Origin of the sequence: Tessaracoccus defluvii (genome assembly GCF_014489575.1) — a bacterium.
Taxonomy (GTDB): domain Bacteria; phylum Actinomycetota; class Actinomycetes; order Propionibacteriales; family Propionibacteriaceae; genus Arachnia; species Arachnia defluvii.
Genome location: NZ_CP060789.1, coordinates 1171031 through 1197309 on the forward strand (window position 1 = coordinate 1171031; position 26279 = coordinate 1197309).

Annotated in this window: 32 protein-coding genes and 2 pseudogenes; 10 read left to right on the top strand and 24 right to left on the bottom strand. The window is 68.6% G+C overall.

What is annotated here, in order from left to right; translation table 11 throughout:
• Positions 1-34: 34 nt before the first annotated feature.
• The 3 genes and pseudogenes from H9L22_RS05575 to H9L22_RS05585 all read right to left on the bottom strand — a co-directional run bounded on the left by H9L22_RS05575 (position 35) and on the right by H9L22_RS05585 (position 2869).
• Positions 35-529 (bottom strand): hypothetical protein, encoded by a 495-nt coding sequence (locus H9L22_RS05575; protein WP_187721921.1) that lies wholly within the window; start codon positions 527-529, stop codon positions 35-37.
• 282 nt (positions 530-811) lie between these two features.
• On the bottom strand, positions 812-1762 hold the full coding sequence (locus H9L22_RS05580; RefSeq protein ID WP_320060613.1) for a PASTA domain-containing protein: 951 nt from the start codon (positions 1760-1762) through the stop codon (positions 812-814).
• A gap of 26 nt (positions 1763-1788) precedes the next feature.
• Positions 1789-2869: pseudogene (locus H9L22_RS05585) on the bottom strand (IS630 family transposase).
• A gap of 308 nt (positions 2870-3177) precedes the next feature.
• Here H9L22_RS05585 and H9L22_RS05590 point away from each other — a divergent pair.
• Genes H9L22_RS05590 through H9L22_RS05600 form a run of 3 tightly spaced genes read left to right on the top strand, consistent with a single transcriptional unit; the run spans position 3178 to position 4972 of the window.
• A complete protein-coding gene (locus tag H9L22_RS05590) occupies positions 3178-3324 on the top strand; it encodes a hypothetical protein (protein WP_187721923.1) in 147 nt (48 codons plus the stop codon).
• A 52-nt stretch (positions 3325-3376) separates the two neighbouring features.
• Positions 3377-4213 (top strand): DUF1801 domain-containing protein, encoded by an 837-nt coding sequence (locus H9L22_RS05595; protein ID WP_187721924.1) that lies wholly within the window; start codon positions 3377-3379, stop codon positions 4211-4213.
• 57 nt (positions 4214-4270) lie between these two features.
• Complete coding sequence (locus H9L22_RS05600) at positions 4271-4972, top strand: DUF937 domain-containing protein (protein WP_187721925.1); 702 nt, start codon at positions 4271-4273, stop codon at positions 4970-4972.
• Positions 4973-5050: 78 nt separating this feature from the next.
• On the opposite strand, the gene H9L22_RS05605 is transcribed toward H9L22_RS05600, so the two are convergent.
• From H9L22_RS05605 to H9L22_RS05620, 4 genes are read right to left on the bottom strand one after another with little or no spacing between them, the layout of a single operon-like run.
• Positions 5051-5671 carry an L-threonylcarbamoyladenylate synthase gene (locus H9L22_RS05605; protein WP_187721926.1) on the bottom strand — a complete coding sequence of 207 codons (621 nt, stop codon included), beginning with the start codon at positions 5669-5671 and terminating at the stop codon, positions 5051-5053.
• Between the two features lie 19 nt (positions 5672-5690).
• Entirely contained in the window at positions 5691-6578 is an 888-nt protein-coding gene (locus H9L22_RS05610) for an aldo/keto reductase (RefSeq protein WP_187721927.1), read from the bottom strand.
• A gap of 9 nt (positions 6579-6587) precedes the next feature.
• Positions 6588-7025 carry a TadE/TadG family type IV pilus assembly protein gene (locus H9L22_RS05615; RefSeq protein WP_187721928.1) on the bottom strand — a complete coding sequence of 146 codons (438 nt, stop codon included), beginning with the start codon at positions 7023-7025 and terminating at the stop codon, positions 6588-6590.
• Positions 7025-7387, bottom strand: a complete 363-nt coding sequence (locus H9L22_RS05620; protein WP_187721929.1) for a pilus assembly protein — start codon at positions 7385-7387, stop codon at positions 7025-7027. The genes H9L22_RS05615 and H9L22_RS05620 overlap by 1 nt, the downstream gene beginning before the upstream one ends.
• 154 nt (positions 7388-7541) lie before the next feature.
• On the opposite strand from H9L22_RS05620, the gene H9L22_RS05625 reads away from it, so the two are divergent.
• Positions 7542-8762 carry a pyrophosphate--fructose-6-phosphate 1-phosphotransferase gene (locus tag H9L22_RS05625; RefSeq protein ID WP_187721930.1) on the top strand — a complete coding sequence of 407 codons (1221 nt, stop codon included), beginning with the start codon at positions 7542-7544 and terminating at the stop codon, positions 8760-8762.
• Positions 8763-8859: 97 nt separating this feature from the next.
• On the opposite strand, the gene H9L22_RS05630 is transcribed toward H9L22_RS05625, so the two are convergent.
• From H9L22_RS05630 to thrS, 14 genes and pseudogenes are all read right to left on the bottom strand, one after another.
• Positions 8860-10041: a YihY/virulence factor BrkB family protein gene (locus H9L22_RS05630; RefSeq protein ID WP_187721931.1), complete on the bottom strand. Its 1182-nt coding sequence runs from the start codon at positions 10039-10041 to the stop codon at positions 8860-8862.
• Between the two features lie 50 nt (positions 10042-10091).
• On the bottom strand, positions 10092-10640 hold the full coding sequence (locus H9L22_RS05635; RefSeq protein WP_187721932.1) for a MerR family transcriptional regulator: 549 nt from the start codon (positions 10638-10640) through the stop codon (positions 10092-10094).
• 156 nt (positions 10641-10796) lie between these two features.
• Positions 10797-11263: pseudogene (locus H9L22_RS20365) on the bottom strand (bifunctional nuclease family protein).
• 15 nt (positions 11264-11278) lie between these two features.
• A complete protein-coding gene (gene ftsR / locus H9L22_RS05645) occupies positions 11279-11953 on the bottom strand; it encodes a transcriptional regulator FtsR (RefSeq protein ID WP_187721933.1) in 675 nt (224 codons plus the stop codon).
• Entirely contained in the window at positions 11953-12495 is a 543-nt protein-coding gene (locus H9L22_RS05650) for an FHA domain-containing protein (RefSeq protein WP_406707811.1), read from the bottom strand. The genes ftsR and H9L22_RS05650 overlap by 1 nt, the downstream gene beginning before the upstream one ends.
• A 50-nt stretch (positions 12496-12545) precedes the next feature.
• Complete coding sequence (locus tag H9L22_RS05655) at positions 12546-13325, bottom strand: DUF881 domain-containing protein (protein ID WP_187721935.1); 780 nt, start codon at positions 13323-13325, stop codon at positions 12546-12548.
• Positions 13318-13650, bottom strand: a complete 333-nt coding sequence (locus H9L22_RS05660; protein ID WP_187721936.1) for a small basic family protein — start codon at positions 13648-13650, stop codon at positions 13318-13320. The genes H9L22_RS05655 and H9L22_RS05660 overlap by 8 nt, the downstream gene beginning before the upstream one ends.
• Before the next feature lie 10 nt (positions 13651-13660).
• Complete coding sequence (locus H9L22_RS05665) at positions 13661-14215, bottom strand: DUF881 domain-containing protein (RefSeq protein ID WP_226966152.1); 555 nt, start codon at positions 14213-14215, stop codon at positions 13661-13663.
• Positions 14212-14427, bottom strand: a complete 216-nt coding sequence (locus H9L22_RS05670; protein ID WP_187721937.1) for a hypothetical protein — start codon at positions 14425-14427, stop codon at positions 14212-14214. Before H9L22_RS05670 ends, H9L22_RS05665 begins: the two co-directional genes overlap by 4 nt.
• The gene (locus tag H9L22_RS05675; RefSeq protein ID WP_187722579.1) at positions 14414-15007 is read right to left on the bottom strand and encodes a CDP-alcohol phosphatidyltransferase family protein; all 594 of its coding nucleotides are present in this window, start codon (positions 15005-15007) and stop codon (positions 14414-14416) included. Before H9L22_RS05675 ends, H9L22_RS05670 begins: the two co-directional genes overlap by 14 nt.
• Positions 15008-15022: 15 nt before the next feature.
• Positions 15023-16066: a glycosyltransferase family 4 protein gene (locus H9L22_RS05680; RefSeq protein WP_187721938.1), complete on the bottom strand. Its 1044-nt coding sequence runs from the start codon at positions 16064-16066 to the stop codon at positions 15023-15025.
• A gap of 19 nt (positions 16067-16085) precedes the next feature.
• Complete coding sequence (locus H9L22_RS05685) at positions 16086-16865, bottom strand: LpxL/LpxP family acyltransferase (protein ID WP_187721939.1); 780 nt, start codon at positions 16863-16865, stop codon at positions 16086-16088.
• 22 nt (positions 16866-16887) lie between these two features.
• Positions 16888-17424, bottom strand: a complete 537-nt coding sequence (locus H9L22_RS05690; protein ID WP_187721940.1) for an HIT family protein — start codon at positions 17422-17424, stop codon at positions 16888-16890.
• Positions 17417-19453, bottom strand: a complete 2037-nt coding sequence (thrS, locus tag H9L22_RS05695) for a threonine--tRNA ligase (protein ID WP_187721941.1) — start codon at positions 19451-19453, stop codon at positions 17417-17419. The genes H9L22_RS05690 and thrS overlap by 8 nt, the downstream gene beginning before the upstream one ends.
• Positions 19454-19569: 116 nt before the next feature.
• On the opposite strand from thrS, the gene H9L22_RS05700 reads away from it, so the two are divergent.
• Both H9L22_RS05700 and H9L22_RS05705 read left to right on the top strand, forming a co-directional pair.
• Entirely contained in the window at positions 19570-20343 is a 774-nt protein-coding gene (locus H9L22_RS05700) for an enoyl-CoA hydratase/isomerase family protein (protein WP_187721942.1), read from the top strand.
• Positions 20340-21182: an SDR family oxidoreductase gene (locus tag H9L22_RS05705; RefSeq protein WP_187721943.1), complete on the top strand. Its 843-nt coding sequence runs from the start codon at positions 20340-20342 to the stop codon at positions 21180-21182. The genes H9L22_RS05700 and H9L22_RS05705 overlap by 4 nt, the downstream gene beginning before the upstream one ends.
• Before the next feature lie 12 nt (positions 21183-21194).
• On the opposite strand, the gene H9L22_RS05710 is transcribed toward H9L22_RS05705, so the two are convergent.
• From H9L22_RS05710 to H9L22_RS05720, 3 genes are read right to left on the bottom strand one after another with little or no spacing between them, the layout of a single operon-like run.
• Complete coding sequence (locus tag H9L22_RS05710; protein ID WP_187721944.1) at positions 21195-21488, bottom strand: GNAT family N-acetyltransferase; 294 nt, start codon at positions 21486-21488, stop codon at positions 21195-21197.
• 10 nt (positions 21489-21498) lie between these two features.
• Entirely contained in the window at positions 21499-21984 is a 486-nt protein-coding gene (gene ybaK, locus H9L22_RS05715) for a Cys-tRNA(Pro) deacylase (RefSeq protein WP_187721945.1), read from the bottom strand.
• Between the two features lie 14 nt (positions 21985-21998).
• Positions 21999-22856, bottom strand: coding sequence for an EamA family transporter (locus H9L22_RS05720; protein WP_187721946.1), 858 nt, complete (start codon positions 22854-22856; stop codon positions 21999-22001).
• A gap of 248 nt (positions 22857-23104) precedes the next feature.
• Between H9L22_RS05720 and H9L22_RS05725 the strand changes: the two genes are divergently transcribed.
• The 4 genes from H9L22_RS05725 (at position 23105) to H9L22_RS05740 (ending at position 26206) form a co-directional block, all read left to right on the top strand.
• Positions 23105-23254, top strand: coding sequence for a hypothetical protein (locus H9L22_RS05725; RefSeq protein ID WP_187721947.1), 150 nt, complete (start codon positions 23105-23107; stop codon positions 23252-23254).
• Positions 23255-23329: 75 nt separating this feature from the next.
• Entirely contained in the window at positions 23330-24253 is a 924-nt protein-coding gene (locus H9L22_RS05730; RefSeq protein ID WP_187721948.1) for a M48 family metalloprotease, read from the top strand.
• A gap of 58 nt (positions 24254-24311) precedes the next feature.
• A complete protein-coding gene (locus H9L22_RS05735; protein ID WP_187721949.1) occupies positions 24312-25172 on the top strand; it encodes a hypothetical protein in 861 nt (286 codons plus the stop codon).
• Between the two features lie 134 nt (positions 25173-25306).
• A complete protein-coding gene (locus H9L22_RS05740; protein ID WP_187721950.1) occupies positions 25307-26206 on the top strand; it encodes a sulfite exporter TauE/SafE family protein in 900 nt (299 codons plus the stop codon).
• The last annotated feature ends 73 nt before the right edge of the window (positions 26207-26279 follow it).

The window sequence follows — 26279 nt, forward strand, 5'->3', positions numbered from 1 at the left end:
CCCAGCCACCGTGTGCACCAACACCGACCCGCCACTAGAAGAGTTCCTCGTAGATAAAGAACCGGTTGGTGCTGGCATCGAAGACGCAGAGCAGGACACTCCCGTCGCCCTGTGCGAGCTCAGCCGTTCTCAACCCCGGGGTCGACATGTCGAGGTGGTTCGTCGGACGCAGGGCCTTGGCAGCCGCCACCACGAGGCCACTCTGTTCGATTGTCAATGGTTCGGGACTCATGTTGCTGATATCGAAGATTCCCACCCCGTCCTCCACAGGAGGCTCCACTGTGACAACGGTCACCCGGTAGCCGTCCCCATGGAACGACGCCTCCTCATGGTGCTCGACGACGCTGGAGCGGGGCGGCAGTCGCACTCCCCAGTTGCTCGCGAGCACGGTTTCGGGTGTGGATTCGACCAGATCCCAAGCCCATGAGAAGAGATACGCCGCCGGCACAGCGACAACCAACAGGATGATCCCCAGCGGCCAAGGCAGCAACCGGAAGCCGCCTGGGCGGCGGTATTCATCCGCTGACATGCACACCTCCTGGCGGTCGATCAACTGTTACGTCTGTTTCTGACGCTACGCCGCCGGGCGACCGGCGCATGACGGATCCGGTCAGCTCGCGACTCGTGGAGCTTTCTGCGCCTCCGACCGTCACCGCAGGGTGTCATGATGAGCCCATGGCAAGGCCCTGGGGTCTTTTTCCGCAGCCGCCTCGACCCGGCTGCCGGCGCGGCAGAGCAGAGGCCACCAGACCGACGACTGGGCCCAGGTCCGGGCGGAGTGTTTCAGCACGTGCTCACAAGGACTATCTGGTCACCCCTGCGATGTCCGCGTTTGCGAAGGCCACATCCCCAATGACATGCCTCCCACGCGCCAATATGAGTCCGTCACCCATGTGCGATGCTCTTCTTTGAAGACCACGGTGCAGATTGTCGACTCGCCCACGGAGATCTCCTCAACTGGGCAGTTCAGCTGGGTGTCACCGTAGACCTCGTCGTAGTTGAGACCCCCGGTGTCATTGAGAATCGACACACCAGGCACGAAAGACACATGAATTCCACGAAGAGTGTCGTGCCACCCTTCACGCACGCGCCTCACATGGATTTGCGATTCGACCACGAAACTCACTCCTTCCTGCGTGACAAGAGGGGGCGCGTCAATCATGAAATCGAACGCGTTGCCACGATAGGGCGAATCGGACCACTGACCAAACCCCGAGGCATAGGCGCTCCCACCTTCATTCCAGGTACCATCCACGGGAGCATCTGGTGGGCGATAGGCAGATTCAGAGCTCCGAGCAGCTACCGGGGTTGTCGAGACTGTTAGGGCTATCAGGGCCCCCGCTTCCACGATGCTTCCCGCTTCGATCGACTGGTTATGTACGATCAGTCCAGGCGCAATCGAGACCACCCTGCCGTCCCCATCAACCAACTCGACAAGCAGACCACGATCCTCCAAGGCCCCGATTGCAAAGAACGCTGATGTGCCTGTCAAGTCAGGGAGAGTCGTCCGAATGTCAGACTTCGTCTTGCCTGGCTTCGGCACCTTCGACACGCCCAGGAGAATCTCGGTTCCCGATTCTACGAGAGTTGCCGGTTCGATCGACTGGGTCTGAACGATCCAGTTTGACGGAACCAGGACCATCTTGTCATCCACCGAGTCCACAAACTCTGCGCTCAGTCCATGATCCTTCAGCTTCTCCAAGGCCAGGTCCCCGCGGATTCCGATAACATCAGGGACCGCGATTTTCTGGATAGTTGATATCTCAGTCTCAGACGGAACCGAAGACGCTAGTGGCCTGTCGTTGAGACATGTTTACGTTTCCGGTCTATTCGGTCAAGAATCTGGTCGGGAGTTTTGGTCCACATGAATGCTTGTTTGCGTCGGTTCCAACCGTTGATGAAGGTGCGGATCTTGCCTGTGAGGTCGCGGACCGAGGTGAAGGTCCCGCGCCGGATGGCTTGGCGTTCGATGATGCCGAACCAGACCTCGATCAGGTTCAGCCAGGATCCGGAGGTCGGGGTGAAGTGCACGGTGATCCGTGGGTTCGCGGCGAGCCAGTCGCGGACCTCGGCCTTCTTGTGGGTGGCGTAGTTGTCCATCACCAAATGCAGCTCCTGGGTCGGGTAGGCACGCGCCACATGCTTGAGGAACCCAAGGAACTCCTGATGCCGGCGCCGGTCCTTACACAGGCCGGTAACCTTCCCGGTGGCCACCTCCAACGCCGCGAACAGGGTGGTGGTGCCGTGCCGGACGTAGTCATGGGTGCGCTGCTCCGCATGGCCCGGCGCCATCGGCAGTGTCTTCTGAGTCCGGTTCAACGCCTGGATCTGCGACTTCTCATCCACGCACAACACGATCGCGTTGTCCGGCGGGGCCGAGATACAGGCCCACCACGTCGGTGACCTTGGCCACCAGCTCCGGATCGGTGGAGAACTTGAAGGACTCCGCCTTCCACGGGCGGACGCCGTACTCCTTCCACACCGCCGCGACGGTGGCATGGTCGACCCCCACACGCGGCGCCAGCAGCCGAGACGACCAGTGCGTCACCCCCAGGCTGGCCGGAGGCGGGTCCAGAGTCGCGGCGAGGATCGCAACCCGGTCGACCCGGCGGGGTCGCCCCGGGCGGGGCTCATCAGCCAAACCCTGAAGACCGCGCTCGGCGTAGCGGTCCCGCCACAGGTTCACCGTCGGCCTCGACACTCCCACCGTGTCGGCGATCACCTGGTTTCCGACCCCGTCAGCGGCCAGCAACACGATCCGTGCCCGCTGTGCCGTGGAGGCCATCACCGTGGCCGCCCGGGTCAGGCGCTCCAACTCGCTCCGATCGCCGTCGCGTAACTCCAATGCTGGGGCCGTCCTGTTCGCCATGCCCCGATTGTCCCACGCAACCGTAAAGTGACATTACCGACACGCCACTAGGTGATCCTGCTGGAGCTTCAACGGACCGCAGCCCGCCAAAGCGATCACGGCCAGGCTCACCCCAGCCAGCCAAACACTCTTCATGCTCGTGCACCAACCCCCTGCGCTCCAACTTCCGCCAGCTGCCCTGCTGCGAGTCGCTCTGGGGCCAGCCTGTCATAAAAGGGGATCCGTTTGCAGCCGAGACATTCCATTCGGCGGTTTCGCCGTCCGCCCCACCGCACTAGAAGGCTCCTGCTCTCATCGCGATCATCAGAGTGCCCGCATCCCCTTTCGAGGCTGCCGACATCGTTCCACCCGAGCGGGAGTTCTGCCTCTACGTTGTCGCCACGGACGATGCCTGGATCCCCTTCAAGGATGACTGGGGGATCCCATCCGACCTGCTGTCGGTCTGCCCCAGCTGACCCCTCCCCTGCAACGCCGAACAACGTCGGGTCGCGGTGACATGATGTGCCCATGGCAGACGCGGTCACCATCCCGACCAAGGTCGACGTCGACGAGTTCCTCCTCGGCATCACCGAGCGACGACGCGACGAGGCCCACCGACTCATCGCCCTCATGCGCGAGATCAGCGGGCTCGAGCCCGTCATGTGGGGTCCCAGCATCATCGGCTTCGGCTCGCAGCATTACCGCTACGACACCGGCCGCGAGGGAGACATGCCCATCCTCGGCTTTAGCCCCCGCAAGGCCCAGCTGACCCTGTACTTCGACGGCTGGGACCACTACAGCGAGCTACTCCCCCGGCTCGGCAAGCACAAGCTTGGCGTCTCCTGCCTCTACGTCAACAAGCTCGATGACGTCGACGGCGCCGTCCTGCGCGAGATGCTCGAGCAGTGCCACGCCCGCGGCGTCGCCGCCTCCGCAGCCGCCTCGACACCGGCTGTCGGCGCGGCCGAGGCCCCCGCGACCGACCACGTCGCCGCCTACCTCGCCGCCGTCCCGCCCGAGTCGCTCGACAAGCTCGACGAACTGCGCGCCCTCGCGTCTGCCGCCATCCCGGACGGGGTGGAGACCATCAGCTACGGCATCATCGGCTACCGCATCGGCCGCAAGCGTGCGAAGGCGTTCGTGTCGGGCTGGCGCGACCACGTCGCCGTCTATCCGCTCCCCGCCGACGACGCCCTGCAGGCTGAGCTCGCGCCCTACCAACGCGGAAAGGGCACCCTCTGGTTCCCCCTCGACGCCCCACTCCCCGCGACCTCCTCACGCGCACGTTCGAGGCCCTCGCACGTTCCTGATGGAAGGACGACGAGTTGGTGTGAATCCCGCTCACCGCCCCGTCGGGGCCGGTAGCTTTGCCGCAGTGGGATCCGCCCGCTGGCCAACGATCTGACCCCAGGAGCCGCCACCATGTCCGACATCGACGATCTGCTCAACCAGCTCCCGTTCGATCAGCTCGCCGCCCAGGTCGGTGCCTCCCCCGACGAGGTGCGCAACGCGGCCGCCAACGCCCTGCCCGCACTGTTGATGGGCATGGACGCGAACGCGCAGGATCCGGCAGGCGCCGCCTCCCTGCAGGGTGCGCTCGGCGGCCACTCGGGCGACCTGTTCGGCAGCATCCTCGGCGGCATGTTCGACACCGGCGCGATCGACACCACCGACGGCGAGAAGATCACCCGCAACATCTTCGGCTCCAACGAGGACGCCGTCGTCAACCAGCTCGGCGCCTCCTCGGGCGACAGCGGCCTCATCAAGAAGCTCCTGCCGATCCTGGCCCCGATCGTCATGTCCTGGCTCGCGGGCAAGCTCATGAAGGTCGATCAGAACCAGGGCCAGGCGCAGCCCCAGTCGGGCGGCGGAGGGATCCTCGGCGACATCCTCGGCCAGGTCCTCGGCGGCGGCGCAGCACAGCAGCCGCAGGTCAAGACCCAGCCCCAGGTGCAGCAGCCGAGCTTCAAGGAACAGAGCGCCCCCAGCGGTACGCCCACCATGCAGATCCCGACGCCCACCCAGACGACGCAGCAGCAGAGCCAGCCTGCGGACACCGGTGGCCTGGGTGGCGGCATCCTGGGCGACATCCTGGGCGGGCTCCTCGGCGGTGGCCGCCGCTGACCCGCCCGCACCACCAGACCATTGCGCGCCCCACCGGGTCTCCGGTGGGGCGCGGACATCGTTGCGGGTGCTTCCTGGCTACTCGAAGGGCGACGGGTCGCCGGCCCCGTAGCGGGCGATCACCGGCTCATCCCCGGTGAGGTCCACCACCGTCGTCGGCTCTACACCGCAGTCGCCGGAGTCGAGGACCGCGTCGATCTGGTGATCGAGGGTCTCCTTGATCGTCCATCCGTCGGTCAGAGGATCCTCGTAGCCCGGCAGCAGCAGCGTCGAACTCAGGAGCGGCCCGCCGACGGTCTCCAGCAGCGCGAGGGTCGTGCGGTGGGCCGGGATGCGCACCCCGACCGTCTTCTTCTTCGGGTGCAGCATCATCTTGGGCAGCTCGCGGGTCGCCTTCAGGATGAACGTGTACGGCCCCGGCGTCGCCGCCTTCACGGCGCGGAAGATCCAGTTGTCCATCTCGACGTACTGGCCGAGGTGGGCGAACTCGTCGACGACCAGGGTGAAGTGGTGCTTGTCGTCCAGGTGCCGGATGCGACGGATCCGCTCGATCCCCTCCGCGTTGCCCAGCGCGCACCCCAGCGCGAATGCCGAGTCGGTCGGATAGGCGACCAGCCCACCGTCCCCCAGGATCTGCGCCACCTGCGTCAGTGCGCGGGGCTGGGGGTTGGCGGGATGGACGTCGAAATACCTGGCCATGCGGCCAGCCTAGTGCCCGTCAGAAGATGGCAGCTGAAATGCGAGATACCTCGTCAGCGGTCAGTTCCAGCGTCATGGCCTTCGCCGAGTCGGTGATCGTCTCTGGCCGCGAAGCACCCGGGATCGGGATGACGTTGCCGGCCAGGGCCAGCTCCCACGCCAACGTCAGCTGCTGCGGGCTCACCCCGCGGGCCTCCGCAATCTCCGCCAGCACCGGGAACCGCTTCCCGACACCCTTGGCTCCCCCGGCGGTGCCGCCGAGCGGCGACCAGGGCAGGAACGCGACGCCGTGCTCCTGGCAGTAGTCGAGTTCGGGCTTGCTGGTGTGATGGAACTTCGGCGAGAACTCGTTCTGCACGGCGGCCAGGCCGCCCTCCCCCAGCACATCGATCGCGATGCCGATCTCCTCGACGTTGGCGTTCGAAATGCCGATCTCGGCGATGAGCCCCTCCTGCTTGAACGACGCCAGGGTCTCCATGACGTCGGCGTAGAGGATTGTGCGGTCGGGGCGGTGCAGGTAGTACAGGTCGAGCCTGTCTACCCCCAGGTATCCCAGCGAGGCCTCGATGCGGGAGCGCAGGTAGTCGCGCGACGAGTTGCGGCCCCACGTCTCCCCCGCCGACCGCGTGATGCCACCCTTGGTCGCGACCGTGATGGTGCTGCGGTCACCGGACCAGGAGGCCAGCGCCTCCGAGACGTAGATCTCGTTGTGGCCCATGGAGTCCCAGGTGGGCGCGTAGATGTCGGCGGTGTCGATCAGGGTGATGCCGGCGTCGAGGGCGGCGTGCACGGTGGCGGTGCCCCGGGCACGGTCACCCCGCTCGTTGTCGCCGAAGGAGATGGGCATGGCCCCGAGGCCGATGGGGGAAACGGAGAACTGGCCGATGCGGCGCTGCAGTGTGGTCATGCAGACAGCCTAGCCACCCCGCAATGGGTCGACCGGTGAGGCCCTGCTTGCCGAGACCTGAATGCCTCCGGGCACCAGCGGCAGCGCCAGGTCGGACAGATTGAGTCGGCAGTCGACTGCCACGCTGACCGACGCCCGGGTTCCGACCGCACGCCCGACACCGGAGGCATCCACCCGGATGCGCGGGTCAAGGCAGGTCACATCGTGCTCATCGAGGGTCAGGAGAGCCGCGGCCCGTCCCTGCTCCGTCGCCTCCCCGACGGTGCGTGCCAGCGACGCCGCCCTGGCACCCGCCGCGGCCGCGGTCCCGATGCTCTGCTCGGCCAGCGCCAAGCGGGCCAGGCTCAGGAGGAGCACGACGAACAGCAGCAGGGCGGGCACGATCACGACCGCCTCCACCGCGGCCGACATGCCACGCTCGGCACCTGGGCGTTCCGCGCGGCGCATCAGCCCGTGATCCGCTCGGTCGGGACGGCGACGGTGGCCTGGATGCGGGCCGGCCACACGACGACGACCACGGCCCCGGACACGGTCGCCGTCGTCTCCGTGGCTCCGCGGCGCACCTCCACCCTCACGTCACGCAGGGCCCCGTTGTTCGCCACCTGCTCCCCCGCCGTCTGCCCGCGGCCCGCGTCGCCGTCGTAGGCAGCGGCAGTGACGGCGGCCTGCTGCGCCGCGGCGCGGGCCGTCGCGTCGCCCCAGGCGTGCAACGACCACTGCAGAAGGAGAAGGAACAGGCCGATCAGCATCGGCAGCAGCACGACGACCTGGACCGAGTTGCTCAGTCCGCGGTTCGCGCCGATGTCCATGGGGCATCGTCGCACCCGGAGGGGTCTTCCGGAAGGGGGTCGCCGACGACTGTGGACGATCGGCCCATCACGACCCGGCGGGACCCGAACCGGCCCGGTGCAATAGGCTGGGAGATGGCGCGTTCGAGCGCCGCAGTCTCACGAAAGGACCCTCATGGTCAAGAAGGTAGCCATCCTCACGGCCGGCGGATTCGCCCCCTGCCTTTCCTCGGCGATCGGTGGGCTCATCGAGCGTTACACGCAGGTCGCTCCCGAGGTCGAGATCATCGCTTACCGCCACGGGTACCAGGGTCTCCTCAAGGGCGACTTCCTCGTCGTCGACGACACCGTCCGTGCCAACGCCGCGCTGCTGCACAAGTTCGGCGGCTCGCCCGTCGGCAACTCGCGCGTCAAGCTCACCAACGCGAAGGACCTGGTCAAGCGCGGCCTGGTCGCCGAGGGCGACAACCCGCTGAAGGTGGCGGCCGACCGTCTGGTCGCCGACGGCGTCGACGTCCTCCACACCATCGGTGGCGACGACACGAACACCACCGCTGCCGACCTGGCCGCCTACCTCGCCGAGAACGACTACGGCCTCACCGTCGTCGGCCTCCCCAAGACCATCGACAACGACGTGATCCCGATCCGTCAGTCGCTGGGTGCCTGGACCGCCGCCGAGCAGGGCGCCATCTTCGCCAAGAACATCGTCGCCGAGCACAACTCCGGCTCGCGCATGCTGATCGTGCACGAGGTCATGGGCCGCCACTGCGGCTGGCTGACCGCCGCGACCGCCGCGAAGTACCGTGAGTGGCTCGAGACGCAGGAGTGGCTGCCGGAGATCGGCCTGTCGCGCGAGGCGTGGGACGTCCACGGCGTCTACGTGCCCGAGGGCGAGATCGACCTGGCCAAGGAGGCCGAGCGTCTCAACAAGGTCATGGACGAGGTCGGCAACGTCACCATCTTCCTGTCGGAGGGCGCCGGCCTCGACGCCATCGTCGCCGAGATGGAGGCCAACGGCGAGGAGGTCGCCCGCGACCCCTTCGGCCACGTCCGGATCGACAAGATCAACCCCGGCGCCTGGTTCGGCTCGAAGTTCGCCGAGAAGCTGAACGCCGAGAAGGTCATGATCCAGAAGTCCGGCTACTTCTCCCGTTCCGCCGCTGCCAACGACGCCGACCTGGCACTCATCAAGCAGTGCACCGACCTCGCCGTCGACTGCGCCCTGCGCGGTGAGCCCGGCGTCATCGGCCACGACGAGGAGAACGGCGACGTGCTGACCGCCATCGCCTTCGACCGGATCAAGGGCGGCAAGCCGTTCGACATCACCCAGGACTGGTACAAGGCGCTGCTCGACGGCATCGGCCAGGACTTCCCCGCCGCGGCCCAGGCCCACTGAGCCGCCAGAACCGACGTCGACGCCGGTCGTCCCCTGTTGGGGCGGCCGGCGTCGCCGCATGCCAGGGATGGGACGGCGGGCCTGCGGTGCCGGTCGCTCACCGGCGCCGGAACAGGTCCTTCACACCACCGACGATCAGGGCTCCCAGCCCCAGGCCCGTCGCGGCCCCGACGAGCCAGCCGACGCCCAGGTTGACCTTCATGCCGCGCGCCGCATAGTCCTGCCGGATGTAGCTGTCCGGGCCGATCTCCGGCAGTGGCTCGGACGGATCGCGGAGCCGGTCGGCCGACCGCCTACCGGCGACCCTGTCGTCCTGCTCGGCTGCCGCGTAGGCGGCCAGCGCCGCGACGGCCTCGGCCTGCGCGGCCTCGTCGGCCAACTCCCTGGCGCGCTCGGCCTCCCACACCTCGTCGGTGCCGACCCAGGCCGCCACGATCAGCGTGATGCTGGCGATCAGGTTGAAGACGAGCATCAGGACGATCATCGGACCGAAGATGGTCGCGGTGGCGTTCCCGGAGAAGATGCCGACCACCAGGCCCGCGACGGACTGCAGCACCGTCACCCCGAGCGCGCCGACGAGGGTGCCGATCAGCCACACCTTCGGCCTCACCGGCTGGTTGGGAAGCACGAGGAACAGGAACACGAACAGCAGCCAGGACGCCAGGAACGTCAGGAGCAGCGAGGTGAGGCGGAACATGACGCTGATGCCGGGGATGCCGTCCCACCCGAGCCAGGCGATCACCTGGTGTGAGAACGCCTGCCCCACCCACGCGACCCCGATGCTGAACCCGATGGCCAGCAGCAGCCCGAGGAAGATGCCGAGGTTGATCAGCTGTTCCCAGAGGAAGAACCGCTTGGTGGCGGCGTCGCTGAACTTCTCGGACCACATCACCCGGAAAGCACGCTTGAGGTTGCCGGCCCACCGGGACCCGGCGTAGGCCGCGGCCACGAGCGAGACGAGGCCGACCGAGCTCCAGCCCTGGAGCGCCCCGACGACGAGGCTGAGGATCGACTCCGACAACTCATCGGGGAAGGCGTTGTTGCTGAGGGCGCTGGCGATCGTCGTCGTGATGACGTCCATCAGATCCGGCCGCAGGACCGTGACCGTCAGCCCCAACAAGGCGAAGGAGAACAGCAGGATCGGTACCATGGACAGCACCGAGAAGTACGTGATGGCCCCCGCGAACTGCGGGCCGAGACGGGACGTGTACCGCTTGAAAGCCACGAAACCGTGCGCGACGACGGGTCGCTCCCTGGTCCGTTCCCACCACTGCCTCACGGAGCGCACCTTACCTGCCACGGCTACGTGCTGCGCGCGGTCGGGCGCGCTCAGACGGCGCGCACGCGGCGACGTGCGGCAAGCTCATCTCCGGGATGCTCGACGGTGGCGTCGTCGGCCGTCCGCTCCCCGGGAAGCGTCGACAGCGTGCCCTCCAGCTCGCGCCAGACGCTGCTGACGGAGATCATGAACATGCCCTGCCCGCCCCGGGTCAGGTCGTACAGCTCGTTGGCGGACGTGACTTCGTAGACGCTGAAGCCGTCGCTGACGAGCGTCAACTCGGTGAGCTCATCGGTGCCGCGGGCGGTGAGGTGGTCGATGGCGACCCGGATCTGCTGCAGCGAGATACCAACGTCGAGGAAACGCTTGACGACGCGGAGCAGCAGGATGTCGCGGAAGGAATACAGCCGCTGCGTCCCGGAGCCCTCGGCGTTGCGGATCGACGGGACGACGAGCCCGGTGCGGGCCCAGTAGTCGAGTTGCCGGTAGGTGATGCCAGCCACCCGGTGCGCGATCGGTCCGCGGTAGCCGGTGTCGCTGGGCACGGGCGCGAAGTCGCCGTCAAAGAGCACCTCTTGCAGGGCGAGCTTTTCGGTCATAACCCCTCACTTGGTCACCAGCGTCGGGGGAAGAACCCGACCCGAGAACGCTAACCCTCGTCGCGCCATGGGGTCAACGACACGCCCAACCAAACCGCGAGGATTTCGGGGTGCTTCCGGGACGCACCCACGAATCCGGCGAAAAACGGCTCCTGGCTAGGGCTTTTCCTCGAAGTCGTCGGCGTTGACGCTGTCGAGGAATGCGCGGAAAGCCTCAACCTCGTCCGTGGGGCTGGCCTCAATCTCAACCCCCACTTGATCCATCAGGGCCCTCGGACACCTGATCGGCCACCCCAGCCGCACCGCCGCGGCGACCGCGTCGCTCGGCCGGCATTCGATGACGCGACCCTCCAGCCGGATCTCCGCCTGGTAGACACCCTCGTCGATCCCGGTGATCACCACCTCGCCCGCCTCGGGTGCCAGCAGCGTCAGGAGGGTCGCGAGGAGGTCATGCGTCATGGGACGGCTGGCAGCCTCCCCTCGAGCGCGATGGCGATCGCGGCGGCCTCAGGGGTGCCGATCCAGATGGGCAGGCAGCGGGAGCCGGCCTCCTCCTTCAGGAGCAGTACCGGCGGATCCTCCGGCGTCAGGAGCCGGATCCCTGTCACTTCGAGGCGGATCATGGGTTCAACGCTACCTCAGCGGATCTGTCCGGCGAGGAGACCGCCATGAGCCTGCATCATGATGTGGAACAGGTCGGACACGATCTGCTCGGGCTGGCCGGCGCGCCGTCGGTAGGGCGCCAGGGCCTGCTCGACGATGGCGGCCTCCATGGTCGCTGCCTGCTGCACCACGCGCAGCTGGCGCAGATCGATGCCGTAGCTGCTGAGCCTCTTGGCCGCCGTCGCCACAACGAGTGCGTCGGGGCTGTAGAACTGCTTCCCCTCGATGGGCTGGATGATCTTCATCCGTTCGAGCTGGACGAACGAGCGCTCGCCCAGCCCGGACTGCTCCAGCAGCTGCCGGCGGGTCAGGCTGCGCGGGCTTGTGGCAGGGACCGGCGCCGGCCTCGGCTCCGCGGGCGCGGGCGGCTCGTCGGGTTCAAGACTCGCCGGGGTTTCGCCACGGTCGAGTGCCTCGAGTTCCTCCCGGATCACCTTCAGTGGCAGGTACCGGTCCCGCTGGGCCCGCAGGACGTAGAGGAGTCTGTCGATGTCCTCCTGGCTGAACCGGCGGTAGCCGGAGGGCTGTTGCCGGTCAGGCGAAATCAACCCCTCAGTCTCGAGATACCTCAGCTTGGACACGGAGATGTCGGGGAACTCCGAACGGATCATCTCCAGTACGCGGCCGATGGTTCTCGCCGCAGGAGGCATCAGTGCGTTCCGGGCTCACTCAGCGAGATCGTTGCCCGGTACTTGCCGATCTGGATCTCGTCACCCTCACGCAGTACGGTCCGACCGTCGAGAAGCGTCCGGTTCACATAGGTGCCGTTCAGGCTGCCCAGGTCCTCCAGGTACAGCTTCCCGCCGCTGCGCACGAACTTCGCATGGTGGCGCGAGACGGTGATGTCGTCGAGGAAGATGTCGCTCTCGGGGTGCCGTCCGACGTTGGTGATGTCGGAGTCGATCAGGAACCGGCTGGAGTCGGCGGCACCACGCTTGACGATGAGCAGAGCGTTGCCCGGTGCCAGGGCACGGGCCGCTTCACGCTCCTGATCGCTCAGTTCGAGTTCGCCTGCCGGTGCGTCCGGACGCTCGTCACCCGTGATCGCCATCATGGTCGAGGTGTCCGACACGGAGTCGACGAGCAGTGGCGTGCCACACTCGCTGCAGAATCGGGCCTCGGCGGGGCTGACGGATCCACAGTTGGGGCACTTCATGGCTGCTCTCCTAGTCGACATCGGCGGGACAGTCACCGCTTGACACAACGGTACCCGACGAAACTTAGCACCTCGTGAGAAGGGGGTCAGCGCGGCCGGGCGAACTCGTTGTCAGCAGGCTCGACCAGGGTATCGATCTCGATCCGGTCGAGCTGCGTGATGGTGACACGACCTCCGACCCGCTCACCCTCAACCTCGCTCACCAGGCCCCCTCGGAACCGGGCGCCCGCCTCCAACGTAGCCGGGTCCCCGATGACGTCAAGGACGAAGGGCGCCTGGAGAGTGACGTTGTCGACGGTGGGTCGCCCCTCGGCATCGGTGCCGAAGTGGGACCGCTGGACCAGCCGCACCTGGTCGTTGATCTGGATCACCTCGGCGCCGGCGTCGCGGAGTTCCTCCACCGCGTCCAACAGGAGGTCGGCGGTCACGTTTCCTGCGGGATCCTGGATGCGGATCTCGATGCCGGGGCCCTCGACGGCGGTCGTCCCGGCCAGAATCTGCGCCTGGGTCAGCCGCCGCTCCGCCTCGGCACGGGCGGCCGCGTCACGGTCGGCGCCATTGACCAACTCCTCGCGGGCCGACTCCAGTTCCGCGATCTGGTCCTCGAGGCGGCGGGTCTCGGCGGTGACGTTGTCGAGAAGCTGGATGAGGTCTGCCTGCCGTGCGTTGCTGAACTCCGGCTGCTCGGCCTGCGAGCGCAGCGTCAGCACCACGAGGAGCGCGGTCAGGAACAGTGCCACCCCGACGACGAACTGGCCGCGACCGGGACGGAAGAAGTCGGCGACCAGCCGGCCGCGGGCCCCTGTCGGCTCGGAGATCCCGCGTTTCGGGGACCCCTCCGGGGCGGAGGACGGGTCGTCAGGCATGCAGTACCGCCCTCCGGATCGCAGCGGCGTTCGTGAAGATGCGGATGCCCAGGACGACGACGACGCCGGTCGACAGCTGCGATCCGACCCCGATCTGGTCGCCGACGAAGACGATCAGCCCGGCGATCACCACGTTCGACAGGAACGAGACGAGGAACACCCTGTCCGAGAACACACCCTCCAGATAGGCACGGGTCGCACCGAGGATCGCATCGAACGCGGCGACGATGGCGATGGGCAGGTAGGGGGCGAGCACCGGCGGCAGGGTCGGCTGGAGCACCAGCCCGAGCACGATGCCTGCGATCAGTCCGAGTACCGCGAACACTGTTGGCTCCTCACTTCTTCCGGGTGTGTCGTAGTGCCTGGCCCGGATCACCCGGCAACTCCAGGTCTCCCATGGCCTGGTCCACGTCCATGGTGATGCCGTAGTTCTGGGTCAGGAAATGCCACCAGGTGGCGGCCGAGGTGCGGTTGAACCGCGCGGGCATGGTGTCGGGGTCGCCGATCGCCTCCACGCGGTAGGGCGGGCTCAGCGACACGAAGTCGACCGTGATCGCGGCACCGGCCGACCGGATCGGCGTCAGGGTGGTGACCCGCCTGCCGTTGACGGCGACCGCCTCGGCCCCCGCCTCCCACAGGCCGTTGATCAGGCGGGACAGGTCCGTGTCGAGCACGAGGCCCTGCGCGTTGGTGGCTCCCTGCGCGTCATCCACCACCACGACGATCCCCGGCCCCGTGACCGCCGTGGCACCGGTCAGCGCCTCCAAGTCGGCGAGGCGTCGCCGCTGCGCGGGATCACCGACGGTCTCAAGGCCGAGCCGTCCGATCTCTTCCTCGAGCGCGGTGACGCTGGACGTCAGCTCATCCTGCCGCGCCTGGGCCGCCGTCACCCGGAGCAGAAGCTCCCCCGGGCGTCCGCGGCTGCGCCGGCACCCTGCGTGGTCTGCAGGACGGCGACCGTGATCAGCAGGGCCAGCAGACCGACGACGAGCAGTCGCCGTCCACCACCGGCGCCCCGCGCCGTCGTCGTGCGGTACTCGGGCTCCAGCGCCTCGGCCTGCAGGTCCGTCAGCAGGCTCATGCTGGCGTCAGGACGACTCACGTGGTTCCCTCGCGAGGAGGACGGTCTCGCGAACGTAGAGCAACCCGGCCGTCCAGTAGGCGACGGCGCCACCCCAGCCGAGGATCCAGCCCGCCCAGTGGGCCACCTGCCAGTCGAGCGACAGAGGTGAGCCGAGCAGGATGAGCGGCAGCGACACCAGCAGGAGCAGCGTGCCGAGCTTGCCGACCATGTTCACCGGCAGCGCGACCAGCCCGTGGCGTCGCAGGACCGGGACCAGCAGGGCGAGCATCACGTCGCGGGCCAGCAGGATCGCGACGAACCACCAGGGCACGATCTCCCGCACCAGCAGGGCGAAGACGGTGGCGAGGATGTAGAGGCGGTCGGCGACGGGGTCGAGCTTGGCGCCCAACGCGGTGCGCTGCTTGAGCCGGCGCGCCAGGTAACCGTCGACCCAGTCGGTGGCACCGAAGACAGCCAGCATGCCGACCGCAGCCAGGTCCTGCCCGACGAGGATCAGCCAGCAGAACACCGGGATGGCCAACAAACGGATGAACGACAAGATGTTGGGGATGGTGAACACACGGTCGGTGTCCCACTCCTGGGTGGGGACGAGTTGCATGTTCACCCCTCCAGCCTAGAACATGCCGTGCGCCCCTGGCCGGAGCGCCGCCGCACGCCCGTAGGCGTCGACGATCCGCGGTCCGACGGCGTCCCAGGTGAAGGCCTCGACGCTGCGGCGCGCGCGCTCAGGATCCACCGGGTCCCACAGCCGGTCCCGCACCGCTGCCACCGCCGCCGTCACATCGCCGACGGGGAAGAAGGTGGCGACGGCGGGATCGTCGCACACGTCGCGGAAGGCGGGCAGGTCGCTGGCGACGACCGCGGCCCCGTGGGCGAGCGCCTCGATGAGGATCATGCCGAACGACTCACCGAAGCCGTTCGGGGCCACGAGCACGGCGGCCTCCCCCAGGAGGTCGCTGAGCTCGGCGTCCGTGACCTGCCCGAGAGCCGTGACGTTGTCGGCGGCGACCGTTCCGGGGCCGGCGGCGACGAACCGTGTGTCGGGCATCGCGGCGGCGACCTGCAGGAACGTCGGGTACCCCTTGCGTGGCTCTCCACCGCGGCCGACGAAGACCACGGGAGCGTCCTCGGGCCGGGGAGCCGGCGGCGGCGGGGGCAGGACGATCGCGTTGGGGACGATATCCGGACGGTTCCCGGTGACGGCTTCGGCCGTGTCGGCCGCGGCCGCGCTCACGGCGAGTGCGATCCGTCGGGGCAGGAGCCGCGCGACCGTCCGGAGCGGGCGGCTCAGGGGGCCCGGGTCGAACGACGCGTGGTGCGTCACCACGAGCGACGGCGACCTGCGTGCGACCCCGAACCCGAGCCCGGGGGTCAGGGGTTCGTGCACGTGGACCACGTCGGCGAATGCCACGGCGGACAGGGCGCGGCGCAGCTGGGCCGGCCGCAGCGCCAGGTGCGCGACCGAGCCGTTGAACCGGAGGGGGACGCCACGTCCGAGGAGGGTGACGGGCACCGGTCCCCCGGGCGGGTTAGTGCCCGGCGCGACGACCCGGGCGTCGTGGCCGTGCTCCCGCAACCACCCGGCCAGCCCCAGCACGTGCCGGGCCACACCCCCCGGCTGGTCCAGGGAGTACGGGCAGACGAGGGCCACCTTCACCGGAAGTACCGACGGAGCATCAGCCAGCTCCCGGGGGCCTCGGCGATGTGATCGGCGAACACGGCGACGGCGCCGGCCATGAGTTCCCGCGCCGAGTCACCGTCGATGCGTTCGGAGACCCGGATGCGGAGCCGTCCGCCCTCGAACCGGGTCGAGGCCACGCGCAGGTCCGCGCCGGTACGCCGCGCCAGGAGCGCGGGGCCGGCCGGCACCCCGACCTCGGCGTCGGTGCCAGGCCACGGGACGCCCACCCCCTGCTGCTGAGGTCACGGTCGCTCAGCAGGCAGACGAGCCGCCCGGCCCGGACGTCGTCGGTCAGCACCCCCAGCAGCCCGGGCAGGTCGACGGGATGGATGTCCATGCCCATGCCGGCCCGAGCATCCCGGAACCGCTCGTACAGTCCGTCGGGAAGCCGCTCTGCCACCGAGACGACCTTGATGCCGACGGTCGCGCACCACGCGCCGGCGAAGTCCCACGAACCCATGTGCGGCAGCGCCAGGACGAGGCCGGGACCGGCCAGCGACTCCCGGAGCCGGTCCACCTCTTCGTCGGTGATGCTGGCGACGGCGAGGATCTCGTCGTCGGTCCAGTGGGCCAGGCTGAGCGACCACAGGGTGTTGCGGAGCCAGTTCTCCAGCAGGAGCCGCCGCGTGCCCGGCCGGGGACGCTCCCCGGTGGCCGCCTCGACACTCCCCTGCCAGGCACGCACGCCGGGTAGCGGCAGCAGGGCCAGCGGCCAGGAGAGCGCGCGTGCGATCAGGTCGCCGGCACGCCGCGGCAGCCGCCCCCGACGGTCCACACGGCCTCCGTCAGGGAACGGCTCAGGCGTCCCACGCCTCCGCCAGCAGCCGACGGGCATCGCCCAGAAGCTGCGGGACGGCCCGGGTCTGCGCGACGATCGGCATGAAGTTCGAGTCACCCGCCCAGCGGGGCACCACATGCTGGTGGAGGTGCATCGAGATCCCCGCCCCGGCGACCGACCCCTGGTTCATGCCGAGGTTGAAGCCGTGCGGCGCGGAGACGCGGCGAGTGACCCGCATCGCCTGCTGCGTCAGCTCGGCGAACTCGATGGTCTCCTCCGGCGTCAGGTCCGTGTAGTCGGCGACGTGCCGGTACGGGCACACGAGCAGGTGCCCCGGCGAGTAGGGGAAGAGGTTCATCACGATGAAGGCCGTCTCGCCGCGGGCGACGATCAGGCCGTCCTCGTCGGAGCGCCCCGGCGCGACGCAGAACGGGCAGTCCCCCTCGCCCTTCGGCTTGCCCTCACCGTTGATGTAGACCATCCGGTGCGGGGTCCACAGACGCTGGAAGGCGTCCGGGACCCCGACGAGGGAGTCGCTGCTCTCGAACTCAGGCATTCGCCGTCGGGGACTCGTTCGTGCGCGAGGAGATCGCCGCGACGATCTCGGCCACCGCGTCGGCGACCGAGACCCCGTTGCGCTGCGAGCCGTCGCGGAACCGGAACGACACGGCACCCGCGTCACGGTCCTCTCCCCCGGCGATGAGCACGTAGGGAGCCTTCTGCTTCGCGGAGTTGCGGATCTTCTTGGCGAAGCGGTCATCCGAGGTGTCGAACTCGACACGGACACCGGCGGCGCGGAGCTGGGCGACGACGCCGCCCAGGTACTCGTCGAACTCGGCCGCGACCGGGATCGCCACGACCTGCACCGGAGCCAGCCAGGCGGGGAATGCGCCGGCGTAGTGCTCGATCAGGACGCCCATGAACCGCTCGATGGAGCCGAACTTGGCCGAGTGGATCATGACGGGCTGCTGGTGCGAGCCGTCGTTGGCGGTGTACTCCAGCTTGAACCGCTCTGGCTGGTTGAAGTCGTACTGGATCGTCGACATCTGCCAGGTCCGGCCGATGGCGTCCTTCGCCTGGATCGAGATCTTCGGGCCGTAGTAGGCGGCGCCACCCGGGTCGGGCACGACGGGCAGGCCCGACTCGTCGGCGATCGCCTGCAGGATGGCCGTCGCCTCCTCCCACTGGGCGTCGGAGCCGATGAACTTGTCCTTCTTCTTGCCATCCTCGTCGCGGGTCGAGACCTCGAGCGCGACATCGGTCAGGCCGAAGTCGGTCAGCAGGGACAGGATGAAGCGCAGCAGGTGGCGGACCTCGTCGGGAGCCTGCTCCTTGGCGACGTAGCTGTGCGAGTCGTCCTGGGTGATGGAGCGCACGCGGGTGAGCCCCTGGACGACGCCGGACTTCTCGTCGCGGTAGACGGTGCCGAACTCGAAGAAGCGCAGCGGAAGCTCACGGTAGGAACGGCCCCGCGAGCTGAAGATCAGGTTGTGCATGGGGCAGTTCATGGCCTTGAGCCGGTAGGCCTGGCCGCCCTTGACGACGTTGCCCTGCTCGTCGCGCTCCGCATCCTCCAGGAGGGGCGGGAACATGCCGTCCGCGTAGTAGGGCAGGTGGCCGGAGGTGTAGAACAGCTCCTCCTTGGCGATGTGGGGGGTGCCGACGTAGTCGAAATCCTCCTCGATGTGCCGGATGCGGACGTAGTCCTCCATGACGCGCTTGATCACGCCGCCGCGGGGGTGGAACAGCGGCAGGCCGGAGCCGACGATCTCGTGGAAGCTGAACAGGTCCATCTCCTGGCCCAGCTTGCGGTGGTCGCGCTTCGCGGCCTCCTCGAGGCGGGTCTTGTAGGCCTGCAGCTCGTCCTTGGTGGGCCAGGCGGTGCCGTAGACGCGCTGGAGACCGGCGTTGCGCTGGTCGCCTCGCCAGTAGGCGGCCGAGGAGCGGGTCAGGGCCCAGCCGTTGCCGAGGTAGCCGGTGTTCGGGACGTGCGGGCCGCGGCAGAGGTCCTTCCACGCGACGGAGCCGTCGCGGCGGACGTTGTCGTAGATCGTCAGCTCGCCGCCGCCGACCTCGACGGAGGAGCCGTCCTCGTCGGAGGCGCTGCCCTTGTCGCTGATCAGTTCGAGCTTGAACGGCTCACCGGCCAGCTCGTCGCGGGCCGCGTCGTCGGAGACGACACGGCGGACGAAGCGCTGCTTCTCCTTGACGATCTGGCCCATCTTCTTCTCGATGGCCTTGAGATCCTCGGGGGTGAGCGGGTCCGTGGAGAAGTCGTAGTAGAAGCCGTCGACGATGGGCGGACCGATGCCGAGCTTCGCCTCGGCGAAGAGGCTCTGCAGCGCCTGTGCGGTCACGTGTCCGGCCGAGTGGCGCAGGATCGACAGGCCCTCGGGCTCGCTGATCAGCACCGGCTCGACGACGTCGCCGTCGGCCAGTTCACGCTGCAGGTCGAGGGTTTCGCCGTTGACGCGCATCGCGACGACGGTGCGGTCCTCGCCGAAGATGTCGAGCCCGGTCGTCGTGGTAGTCAGCGCCACCTGTTCCGCATCGTCGTTGCGGCGGATGGTGACCACGGCACTCATCGGTTCTCCTCTTGATCGTTCGGCTGTCTGCCTCGGCCCATTGTGCCGCGTCGGACTGCCCCGGGCCAACGGGAGGCCGCGTAGGGTGTACCCGACCGAGTTCAAGGGAGAACAACGTGACAACTGCGCAGGAAGCGCCGCTGATCTGGAGGGTCGACCGGGGGGTCGGGGTCCTGACCCTGAACCGGCCCGCCCGGCTCAACGCCTTCGACGCCGCGATGGCCGCGGCCTGGACCGACGCCTGCCGCATCCTGGTCGCCGACCCGGACGTCCGCGCGATCGTGCTCCGCGGCGAGGGTAGGGCCTTCTGTGCCGGGGGTGACCTGGCTGCGCTCGGCGCGGCCGGCCCCGCCGACATCGAGGCGCTCGCGGGGGTCATCAACGAGGGGATCACGACACTCGTCACGTCCACCGTCCCGGTGATCGCCGCCGCCCACGGCACGACTGCGGGCGGCGGACTCGGCATCCTGCTGGCGTCGGACTACGCCGTCGTCGGAGCCGACTCGCGCATCGGCTGTCTGTACGCCGACATGGGGTTGACGCCCGATCTGTCTGTGACGGCGTCGCTGGCCCGCGCCGTCGGCGAACGTCGCGCCCTGCAACTCGTCCTGACCTCCACGCTGTTGACTGCCGAGGAGGCCGTCGCCTGGGGCCTCGTGGCCGAGGTCGCCCCGCCGGAAGCGGTCGGTGCCCGCGCAGAGCAGGTGGCGCGGGCCATCGCCGACGGCGCCGCCGACGCCTACGGGCAGGCGAAGCGGCTGGTCCGCTCGCAGCCGGGACGCACCTTCCAGGATCAACTGGCCGAGGAGGCCCGCACCATCGCCGCGGCCTCCGCCACCCCCGACGCCCAGGCCCGCATGCAGGCCTTCCTTCAGAGGAGCACACGATGAGCACCGAACGTACGCTGCAGGGCCGGACCCTTCTGATCTCGGGCGGCAGCCGTGGCATCGGGCTGGCGATCGCGCTGCGCGCCGCGGCGGACGGCGCGAACATCACCCTGCTGGCGAAGACCGACGTGCCCCACCCCCGTCTGGAGGGCACGATCCACACCGCTGCGGATGCGATCCGGGCCGCGGGCGGGCAGGCGTTGGCCGTCGTCGGCGACGTGCGGGAGGACGCGGACATCGAACGCGCCGTCGCCGAGACGCGCTCGACGTTCGGCGGCATCGACGCCGTCGTGAACAACGCGAGCGTCATCGATCTGTCGCCGTCGGCCACGCTCACGGCGAAGAAGTACGACCTGATGGCCGACGTCAATGTCCGGGGCACGTTCATGCTGTCGCGGGCGGCGATTCCGGCGCTGCGTCAGTCACCCAATCCGCACATCCTGTCGTTGTCTCCCCCGCTGAACCTGTCGCCGAAATGGCTCGGAGCCCACACCGGCTACACGCTGGCCAAGTACGGCATGACGATGGCGACGCTGGGCATGGCCGCGGAGTTCGCGAGGGACGGGATCGCGGCCAACACGCTGTGGCCCGCGACGACCATCGCCACCGCGGCCGTCGCGAACATTCTCGGCGGGGAGCAGTTGATGGCGGTGTCGCGCACGCCGGCCATCTACGCGGACGCGGCCTACGAGATCCTGACGAGCCCGTCGCGAGAGCTGACGGGCCGGTCTCTGATCGTCGAGGACGTGCTGCGGGAGGCGGGGATCACGGACCTGTCAGGCTACGCGGCGGTGCCGGGTACGCCGGACGAGGCGCTGTTCCGGGACATCTTCCTGGACTGACAGGCGGCAACCTCACCCGCCGACGGTCACCAGGTCCTGGTAGTCCGGGTGCGTGTCGATGAACCGCGAGATGAACGAGCAGGTCGGCACCACCCGCAGGCCCCTCTCGCGCGCGTCGGTCAGCGCGTATTCGACGATCCGCCCACCCAGGCCGCGTCCGCCGAAGGCGGGGTCCACGATCGTGTGCTGCATGTCGATGACACCGTCGTCCTCGACGTATTCGACGCGCCCGGCGAGGACGCCGTCGACGGTGAGCTCGTAGCGGTTCTCGGCGGGATGGTGTGCCAGGGTGATGTCGTCAGCCATGGTGCCGATGTTAACCCGTGGCGACGGCCGCCACTGTGGCTCCGACAAGCCCGATCAGGTCTCCGGGGGCGAGCTCGACGTCCAGGCCCCGGCGCCCACCGGACACGAGGATCGTCTCGAAAGCGAGGGCGCTGTCGTCCAGCACCGTCGGGAGGAGCCGCTTCTGCCCGATCGGGCTGATGCCTCCGACGACCATTCCCGTGGCCCGCTCGGCCACCTCGGGGTTGGCCATGGCCAGCTTCTTGTGCCCGGTCGCGACCGCCAGCGCCTTCAGGTCGAGCTTCCTGTCGACGGGGATGATGCCGACCACCAACTGCCGGTCATCGGCCGCCAGCAGCGTCTTGAAGACGCGCGCCGGCTCGAACCCCAGCGCCTCGGCTGCCTCGCGGCCGAAGCTGGTCGCACGCGGGTCGTGCTCGTATTCGTGGCTGCGGTGCGCAACTCCGGCCGCGACGAGGGCCTGGAGCGCTGGCGTGCCGGTGGGTTTTCTGGCCATGGTTGCTCCTTCGATCAAACGGTGGTGCCGGCTGGCTGCGGGGCCGGACGGGCGCTGCGGATCGCGCCGACCGAGGCCACGATGACACAGGCCATGGCGGCCAACTCGACGGGGCCGAGCACCTCCCCCAGCAGGATCAGCGCGAAGAGCGCGGCGGCGGCAGGCTCCAGGCTCATCAGGATGCCGAAGGTGGAGGCCCGGATGCTGCGACGCGCCGTCAGTTCGAGTGCGTAGGGGATGACGGTGCTGAGGAGCGCGACGAGCGCCATGATCCCCCACACGCGCGGCTGCGCGAAGGCGTCTCCGGCCAGCACGATGGCCGGCACGGCGAGCAGGAGGGCGCCGACGCCGTTGCCGACAGTGAGCGCCGAGAGGTCCTCCCAGCGGCGGCCGACCGGGCCCGCCAGCGCGATGTAGCCGGCCCACAGGGCTCCGGCCAGCAGCGCGAGCGCGGCGCCCGCGAGGTCGATGCCGACCGGCAGGGCCCCCAGCATGACGACACCGGCCGCCGCCAGTCCCACCCAGACGAGGTCCAGCAGGCGACGTGACCCGATCAGCCCCAACGCGAGGGGCCCGATGAACTCCAACGTGACGGCGACCCCGATCGGGATCCTGGCGAACGAGAAGTAGATGGCCGTGTTCATGCCGGTGAGACAGAGTCCGTAGGCGAGGACCACGGCCCAGTCGCGCAGGGTCCTCCCCCGCAGACGCGGACGGGCGACGGCGAGCAGGACCAGAGTTGCGATGCCGACGCGCAGGAAGGCCAGCGTCGCAGGTCCTGCGGCGTCGAACACCCCCTTGGCGAGGGACGCCCCGAACTGGACCGAGGCGATGGCGATGAGCACCAGCACCACAGGGTTCATGCGGCTCATCCCTCTTGCTCCCTACACGCGGCCCGACACCGGCCACGATGCTACCCCGTCCAGCCCTGACCACCCGCGTCCCTTGTCAGAGGCGTGTCTGAGCGCCCAGCTCACGGAATCGCCGCTCAGGCGGAAACTCCTGGAAACCCCTTCCCAGGGAGGCATGTGAACGCTAGCGTAGTCACCATTCCACCAATGGAGGTTCGATGCGCAGGGGTGTCACGCTTGGCCTGACCTTGGCGTCTACCGTCGTCGTCGTGCCTTTCCTGACGTTTCTGTTGGAGGGTTTCCTGGCCCGTTTCGGGGCCGACGTCGGCGCCACAGAGGTCTTCGTCATCATCCTTGTCGTGGTGCCGATGCTGTACTTCGGCTGGCGCCGTCTCCTCAGCCATCCCGTCTTCCGCTGAGCCTCGGACCACCCCATAGCGGTGTCCGGTCCCCCGTTCGCCACACCGGCGACGCACGCTGCTACGCTCCCGGGCGTGAGCAAGCGCAGCGTTGCGCCGGGCCTCGTGCTCTGGCTGTTCCCCCTCGTCATCGTGGCCGTCGTCGGCTCTCTGCTCGCCGGGATCGCAGTCCTGGCGATCTCCATGAACAGCGCCACATTCGGCGTGCGGATCGCGCTCTGGGTGGTCGCTCCCCTGCTGATCGCGGTCTGGGTGGCAGCCAGGCAAGCCCGTAGGTTCCGGCCCGAACCCACAGAGGGCATCGAGGTGCACCCCGCCGAGCATCCCGCGCTGTGGGCAGAGGTCAGCGAGCTCGCAGCACGCGCCGAGACGGCCGCCCCCGACCGCGTCGTGATCGTGCCGGAGGTCAACGCATCGGTCGCGGAGGCCGCTGGGCACCGGGAGCTGACCATCGGGCTACCGCTGCTGGCCACGATGACGGTCGGAGAACTGCGCAGCGTCCTGGCTCATGAGTTGGGCCACTTCTCTGGCGGTGACACCGCCTACGCGGCGAGAAACATGCGGCGGCTCGTGTTCCTGCATGCCGTCCGCGCCAGGGCCGGCGTGTTGATGCGCTGGTTCTTCACTCTCTACGCGCGGCTGTTCGCGGTGGCTGCCGCGCCGGACGCCAGGCGGGCCGAGGCGAGGGCCGACGAGCTGTCGCTGCTCGCGGCAGGACCGACGGCGGCCGCAGACTCATTCCGCACGCTGTACCGCGCCACGATCGCCTGGAGCGTCCTCGAGCGCGAGTATGTCTCTCTGTTCCAGCCAGCGGGCCATCGCGCGTCCCTCAGTGTGGGGCTCAGCGAACTGCTCGCGGCCAATGCCGAGGCGATCGCAGCCGCCGCGGACGAGGCGATCGCGACGGAGACCACCTCCTTCGAAGACACGCACCCTCCGACGCGCGACCGGATCGCCCGGATGGAGGCTGCCCGGGGCACGGTCAGCGACCACCGGTGAGGACCTGAACGCGCCCGCGCTGGGGCTCCTCGCAGGGGGACGCGGCTGGGTCGATCAGTTGGAGGGTCAGTTCCTGGCGGAGGATCTCCCCCTGGCTGACTGGGGCGCCGTTCTCGTCGACGGCATCCGCAGCGACATCGACCACGACACGGACCGTCTGTCGGCAATGCTCCGGCGGGAGGGGTTTGGCGACGGCGGCCTCCCCCATGTTCTCGCTCTGCTCGATCACCCCTCCGGTGCGGTCTGGCACATCACGGGCGGAAACGACGACGTCAAGCGGGACGAGGCCGTCGAGACACTGCTTCCACCCGTGTTGTCGGCCCTACTGGCGGCTGACGCAGCGCGCATCCGGCCGTCCTGGTCCGGTCCCGCCGACGTCACCGCTCCTGACGGGTCGCCCCTGCAGCTCCGTGCCGCCATCGGGGAGGCGGTCGACGCGAACTCCGGCCTGGTGCTGCGGAACTGGCTCATCGAGCACGGCGTCGACCCCGACAACGGACCCGTCGCGCGCTCCGAGCGCGCACGCTGGCTCGCGGCCGCCAGCCAGATGACCGGCCCCTGGGAGGGGCGGCGCGACGTGCACTTCTGGACTTCGGGCGTTCTGGCCGGTCCCCCGCTCGACCCGAAGCTGGTCAAGCAGGCCAAAGACCAGATCTCTGAGAAGCATCAGCACCCCCGTCTCTACGCAGAGGCGGCCAGCGGGCTCGACGCGGGCAGGGGAACACCCGGCGCCCTCTGGTGGGACGCCTCGACGATCACGGGAGGGGGCACCAGTGCACGCCTCACCAAGCTGCGGATCCTCTTCGAACTGGCCGACGGCGGCAGGCTGGAGATGCGCTCGACGCTCGAGACGGCCTCGGTCGAGACCCCGGAATCGCTGGGTGACGCGATCGCATTCCTGACGGCCCCCGGGGCCTGATCGGGCAGCGAGCCGCTCCCCCGGTTCCGTCGGGTTCAGACACATCCATGACGGGCACATCCTCATGTCCCGCAGCCCTAGTCCAGCCCATGGTTCCAGTGTTTGACTGCTGACCTAGCTAGGGGGCAGCGGCGATGGTGCAGTGGGTGATGCTGGCGTTGGTGGGACTGGCCGCACAGTTGGTCGATGGGTCCCTCGGCATGGCGTACGGGGTGACCTCTACGACGCTACTGCTGGCGGTGGGAACCAACCCTGCGATGGCCTCTGCGACGGTGCATCTGGCAGAGATCGGCACCACCTTGGCGTCCGGTGTCTCCCATCACCGCTTCGGCAATATCGACTGGAGAGTCGTCGCCCGCATCGGCATCCCCGGAGCCCTTGGCTCCTTCCTTGGCGCGACGGTCCTCTCCAGTCTCAGCACCGAGGCCGCGGCTCCCCTGATGGCCGTGCTCCTTCTCCTGCTGGGCGCCTATGTGCTCGTCCGCTTCACATTCTTCGGCATCTCGACGAAGAACCTCGGCAAGCATCTTCCCACCCGGTTCCTCGCCCCACTTGGCGTCTTCGCAGGGTTCGTCGATGCGACCGGTGGCGGAGGCTGGGGTCCCGTGGGTACCCCGGCACTGCTGGCCAGCGGCCGGATGGAGCCGCGGAAGGTCATCGGCACGGTCGACGCGAGCGAGTTCCTCGTCGCCATCGCCGCCAGCCTGGGCTTCCTGGTCGGGCTGGGCGGGCAGGGCATCGTGTGGCCCATGGCGGGGGCACTCCTCCTCGGCGGCGTGATCGCGGCCCCGATCGCAGCATGGGTCGTCCGCCGTCTGCCTGCCCGCATACTCGGGTCTGCGGCAGGTTCAGTGATCGTGATGGTGAATCTTCGCTCACTCGTGCGCGCGTTCGATGTCCCGGAGGCGGCTCACGGTGCGGTGTTCGTCACCGGCTTCACCCTGAGCGCCCTGGCCATCACCTGGTCGCTGCGCGCGCATCTCCGCACGCGCGTCAACCCTGCCGGCGTCGCAGCTGCACCGGCCGCCAACTGATGGTCTGCGCACAGCGAAGTACGCAACCAGGGAAAAGAAAAAGGCACCCTCTCGGGTGCCTTTCCTCCCGCAG

Bases quoted from the DNA above. Each gene is read 5' to 3' on its own strand.
- H9L22_RS05575 (WP_187721921.1), bottom strand. From the start codon at position 529: ATGTCAGCGGATGAATACCGCCGCCCAGGCGGCTTCCGGTTGCTGCCT.
- H9L22_RS05595 (WP_187721924.1), top strand. From the start codon at position 3,377: ATGGCAGACGCGGTCACCATCCCGACCAAGGTCGACGTCGACGAGTTC.
- H9L22_RS05600 (WP_187721925.1), top strand. From the start codon at position 4,271: ATGTCCGACATCGACGATCTGCTCAACCAGCTCCCGTTCGATCAGCTC.
- H9L22_RS05605 (WP_187721926.1), bottom strand. From the start codon at position 5,671: ATGGCCAGGTATTTCGACGTCCATCCCGCCAACCCCCAGCCCCGCGCA.
- H9L22_RS05610 (WP_187721927.1), bottom strand. From the start codon at position 6,578: ATGACCACACTGCAGCGCCGCATCGGCCAGTTCTCCGTTTCCCCCATC.
- H9L22_RS05615 (WP_187721928.1), bottom strand. From the start codon at position 7,025: ATGCGCCGCGCGGAACGCCCAGGTGCCGAGCGTGGCATGTCGGCCGCG.
- H9L22_RS05620 (WP_187721929.1), bottom strand. From the start codon at position 7,387: ATGGACATCGGCGCGAACCGCGGACTGAGCAACTCGGTCCAGGTCGTC.
- H9L22_RS05625 (WP_187721930.1), top strand. From the start codon at position 7,542: ATGGTCAAGAAGGTAGCCATCCTCACGGCCGGCGGATTCGCCCCCTGC.
- H9L22_RS05635 (WP_187721932.1), bottom strand. From the start codon at position 10,640: ATGACCGAAAAGCTCGCCCTGCAAGAGGTGCTCTTTGACGGCGACTTC.
- ftsR (WP_187721933.1), bottom strand. From the start codon at position 11,953: ATGCCTCCTGCGGCGAGAACCATCGGCCGCGTACTGGAGATGATCCGT.
- H9L22_RS05655 (WP_187721935.1), bottom strand. From the start codon at position 13,325: ATGCCTGACGACCCGTCCTCCGCCCCGGAGGGGTCCCCGAAACGCGGG.
- H9L22_RS05675 (WP_187722579.1), bottom strand. From the start codon at position 15,007: ATGCAACTCGTCCCCACCCAGGAGTGGGACACCGACCGTGTGTTCACC.
- H9L22_RS05690 (WP_187721940.1), bottom strand. From the start codon at position 17,424: ATGCCTGAGTTCGAGAGCAGCGACTCCCTCGTCGGGGTCCCGGACGCC.
- thrS (WP_187721941.1), bottom strand. From the start codon at position 19,453: ATGAGTGCCGTGGTCACCATCCGCCGCAACGACGATGCGGAACAGGTG.
- H9L22_RS05705 (WP_187721943.1), top strand. From the start codon at position 20,340: ATGAGCACCGAACGTACGCTGCAGGGCCGGACCCTTCTGATCTCGGGC.
- H9L22_RS05710 (WP_187721944.1), bottom strand. From the start codon at position 21,488: ATGGCTGACGACATCACCCTGGCACACCATCCCGCCGAGAACCGCTAC.
- ybaK (WP_187721945.1), bottom strand. From the start codon at position 21,984: ATGGCCAGAAAACCCACCGGCACGCCAGCGCTCCAGGCCCTCGTCGCG.
- H9L22_RS05720 (WP_187721946.1), bottom strand. From the start codon at position 22,856: ATGAGCCGCATGAACCCTGTGGTGCTGGTGCTCATCGCCATCGCCTCG.
- H9L22_RS05740 (WP_187721950.1), top strand. From the start codon at position 25,307: ATGGTGCAGTGGGTGATGCTGGCGTTGGTGGGACTGGCCGCACAGTTG.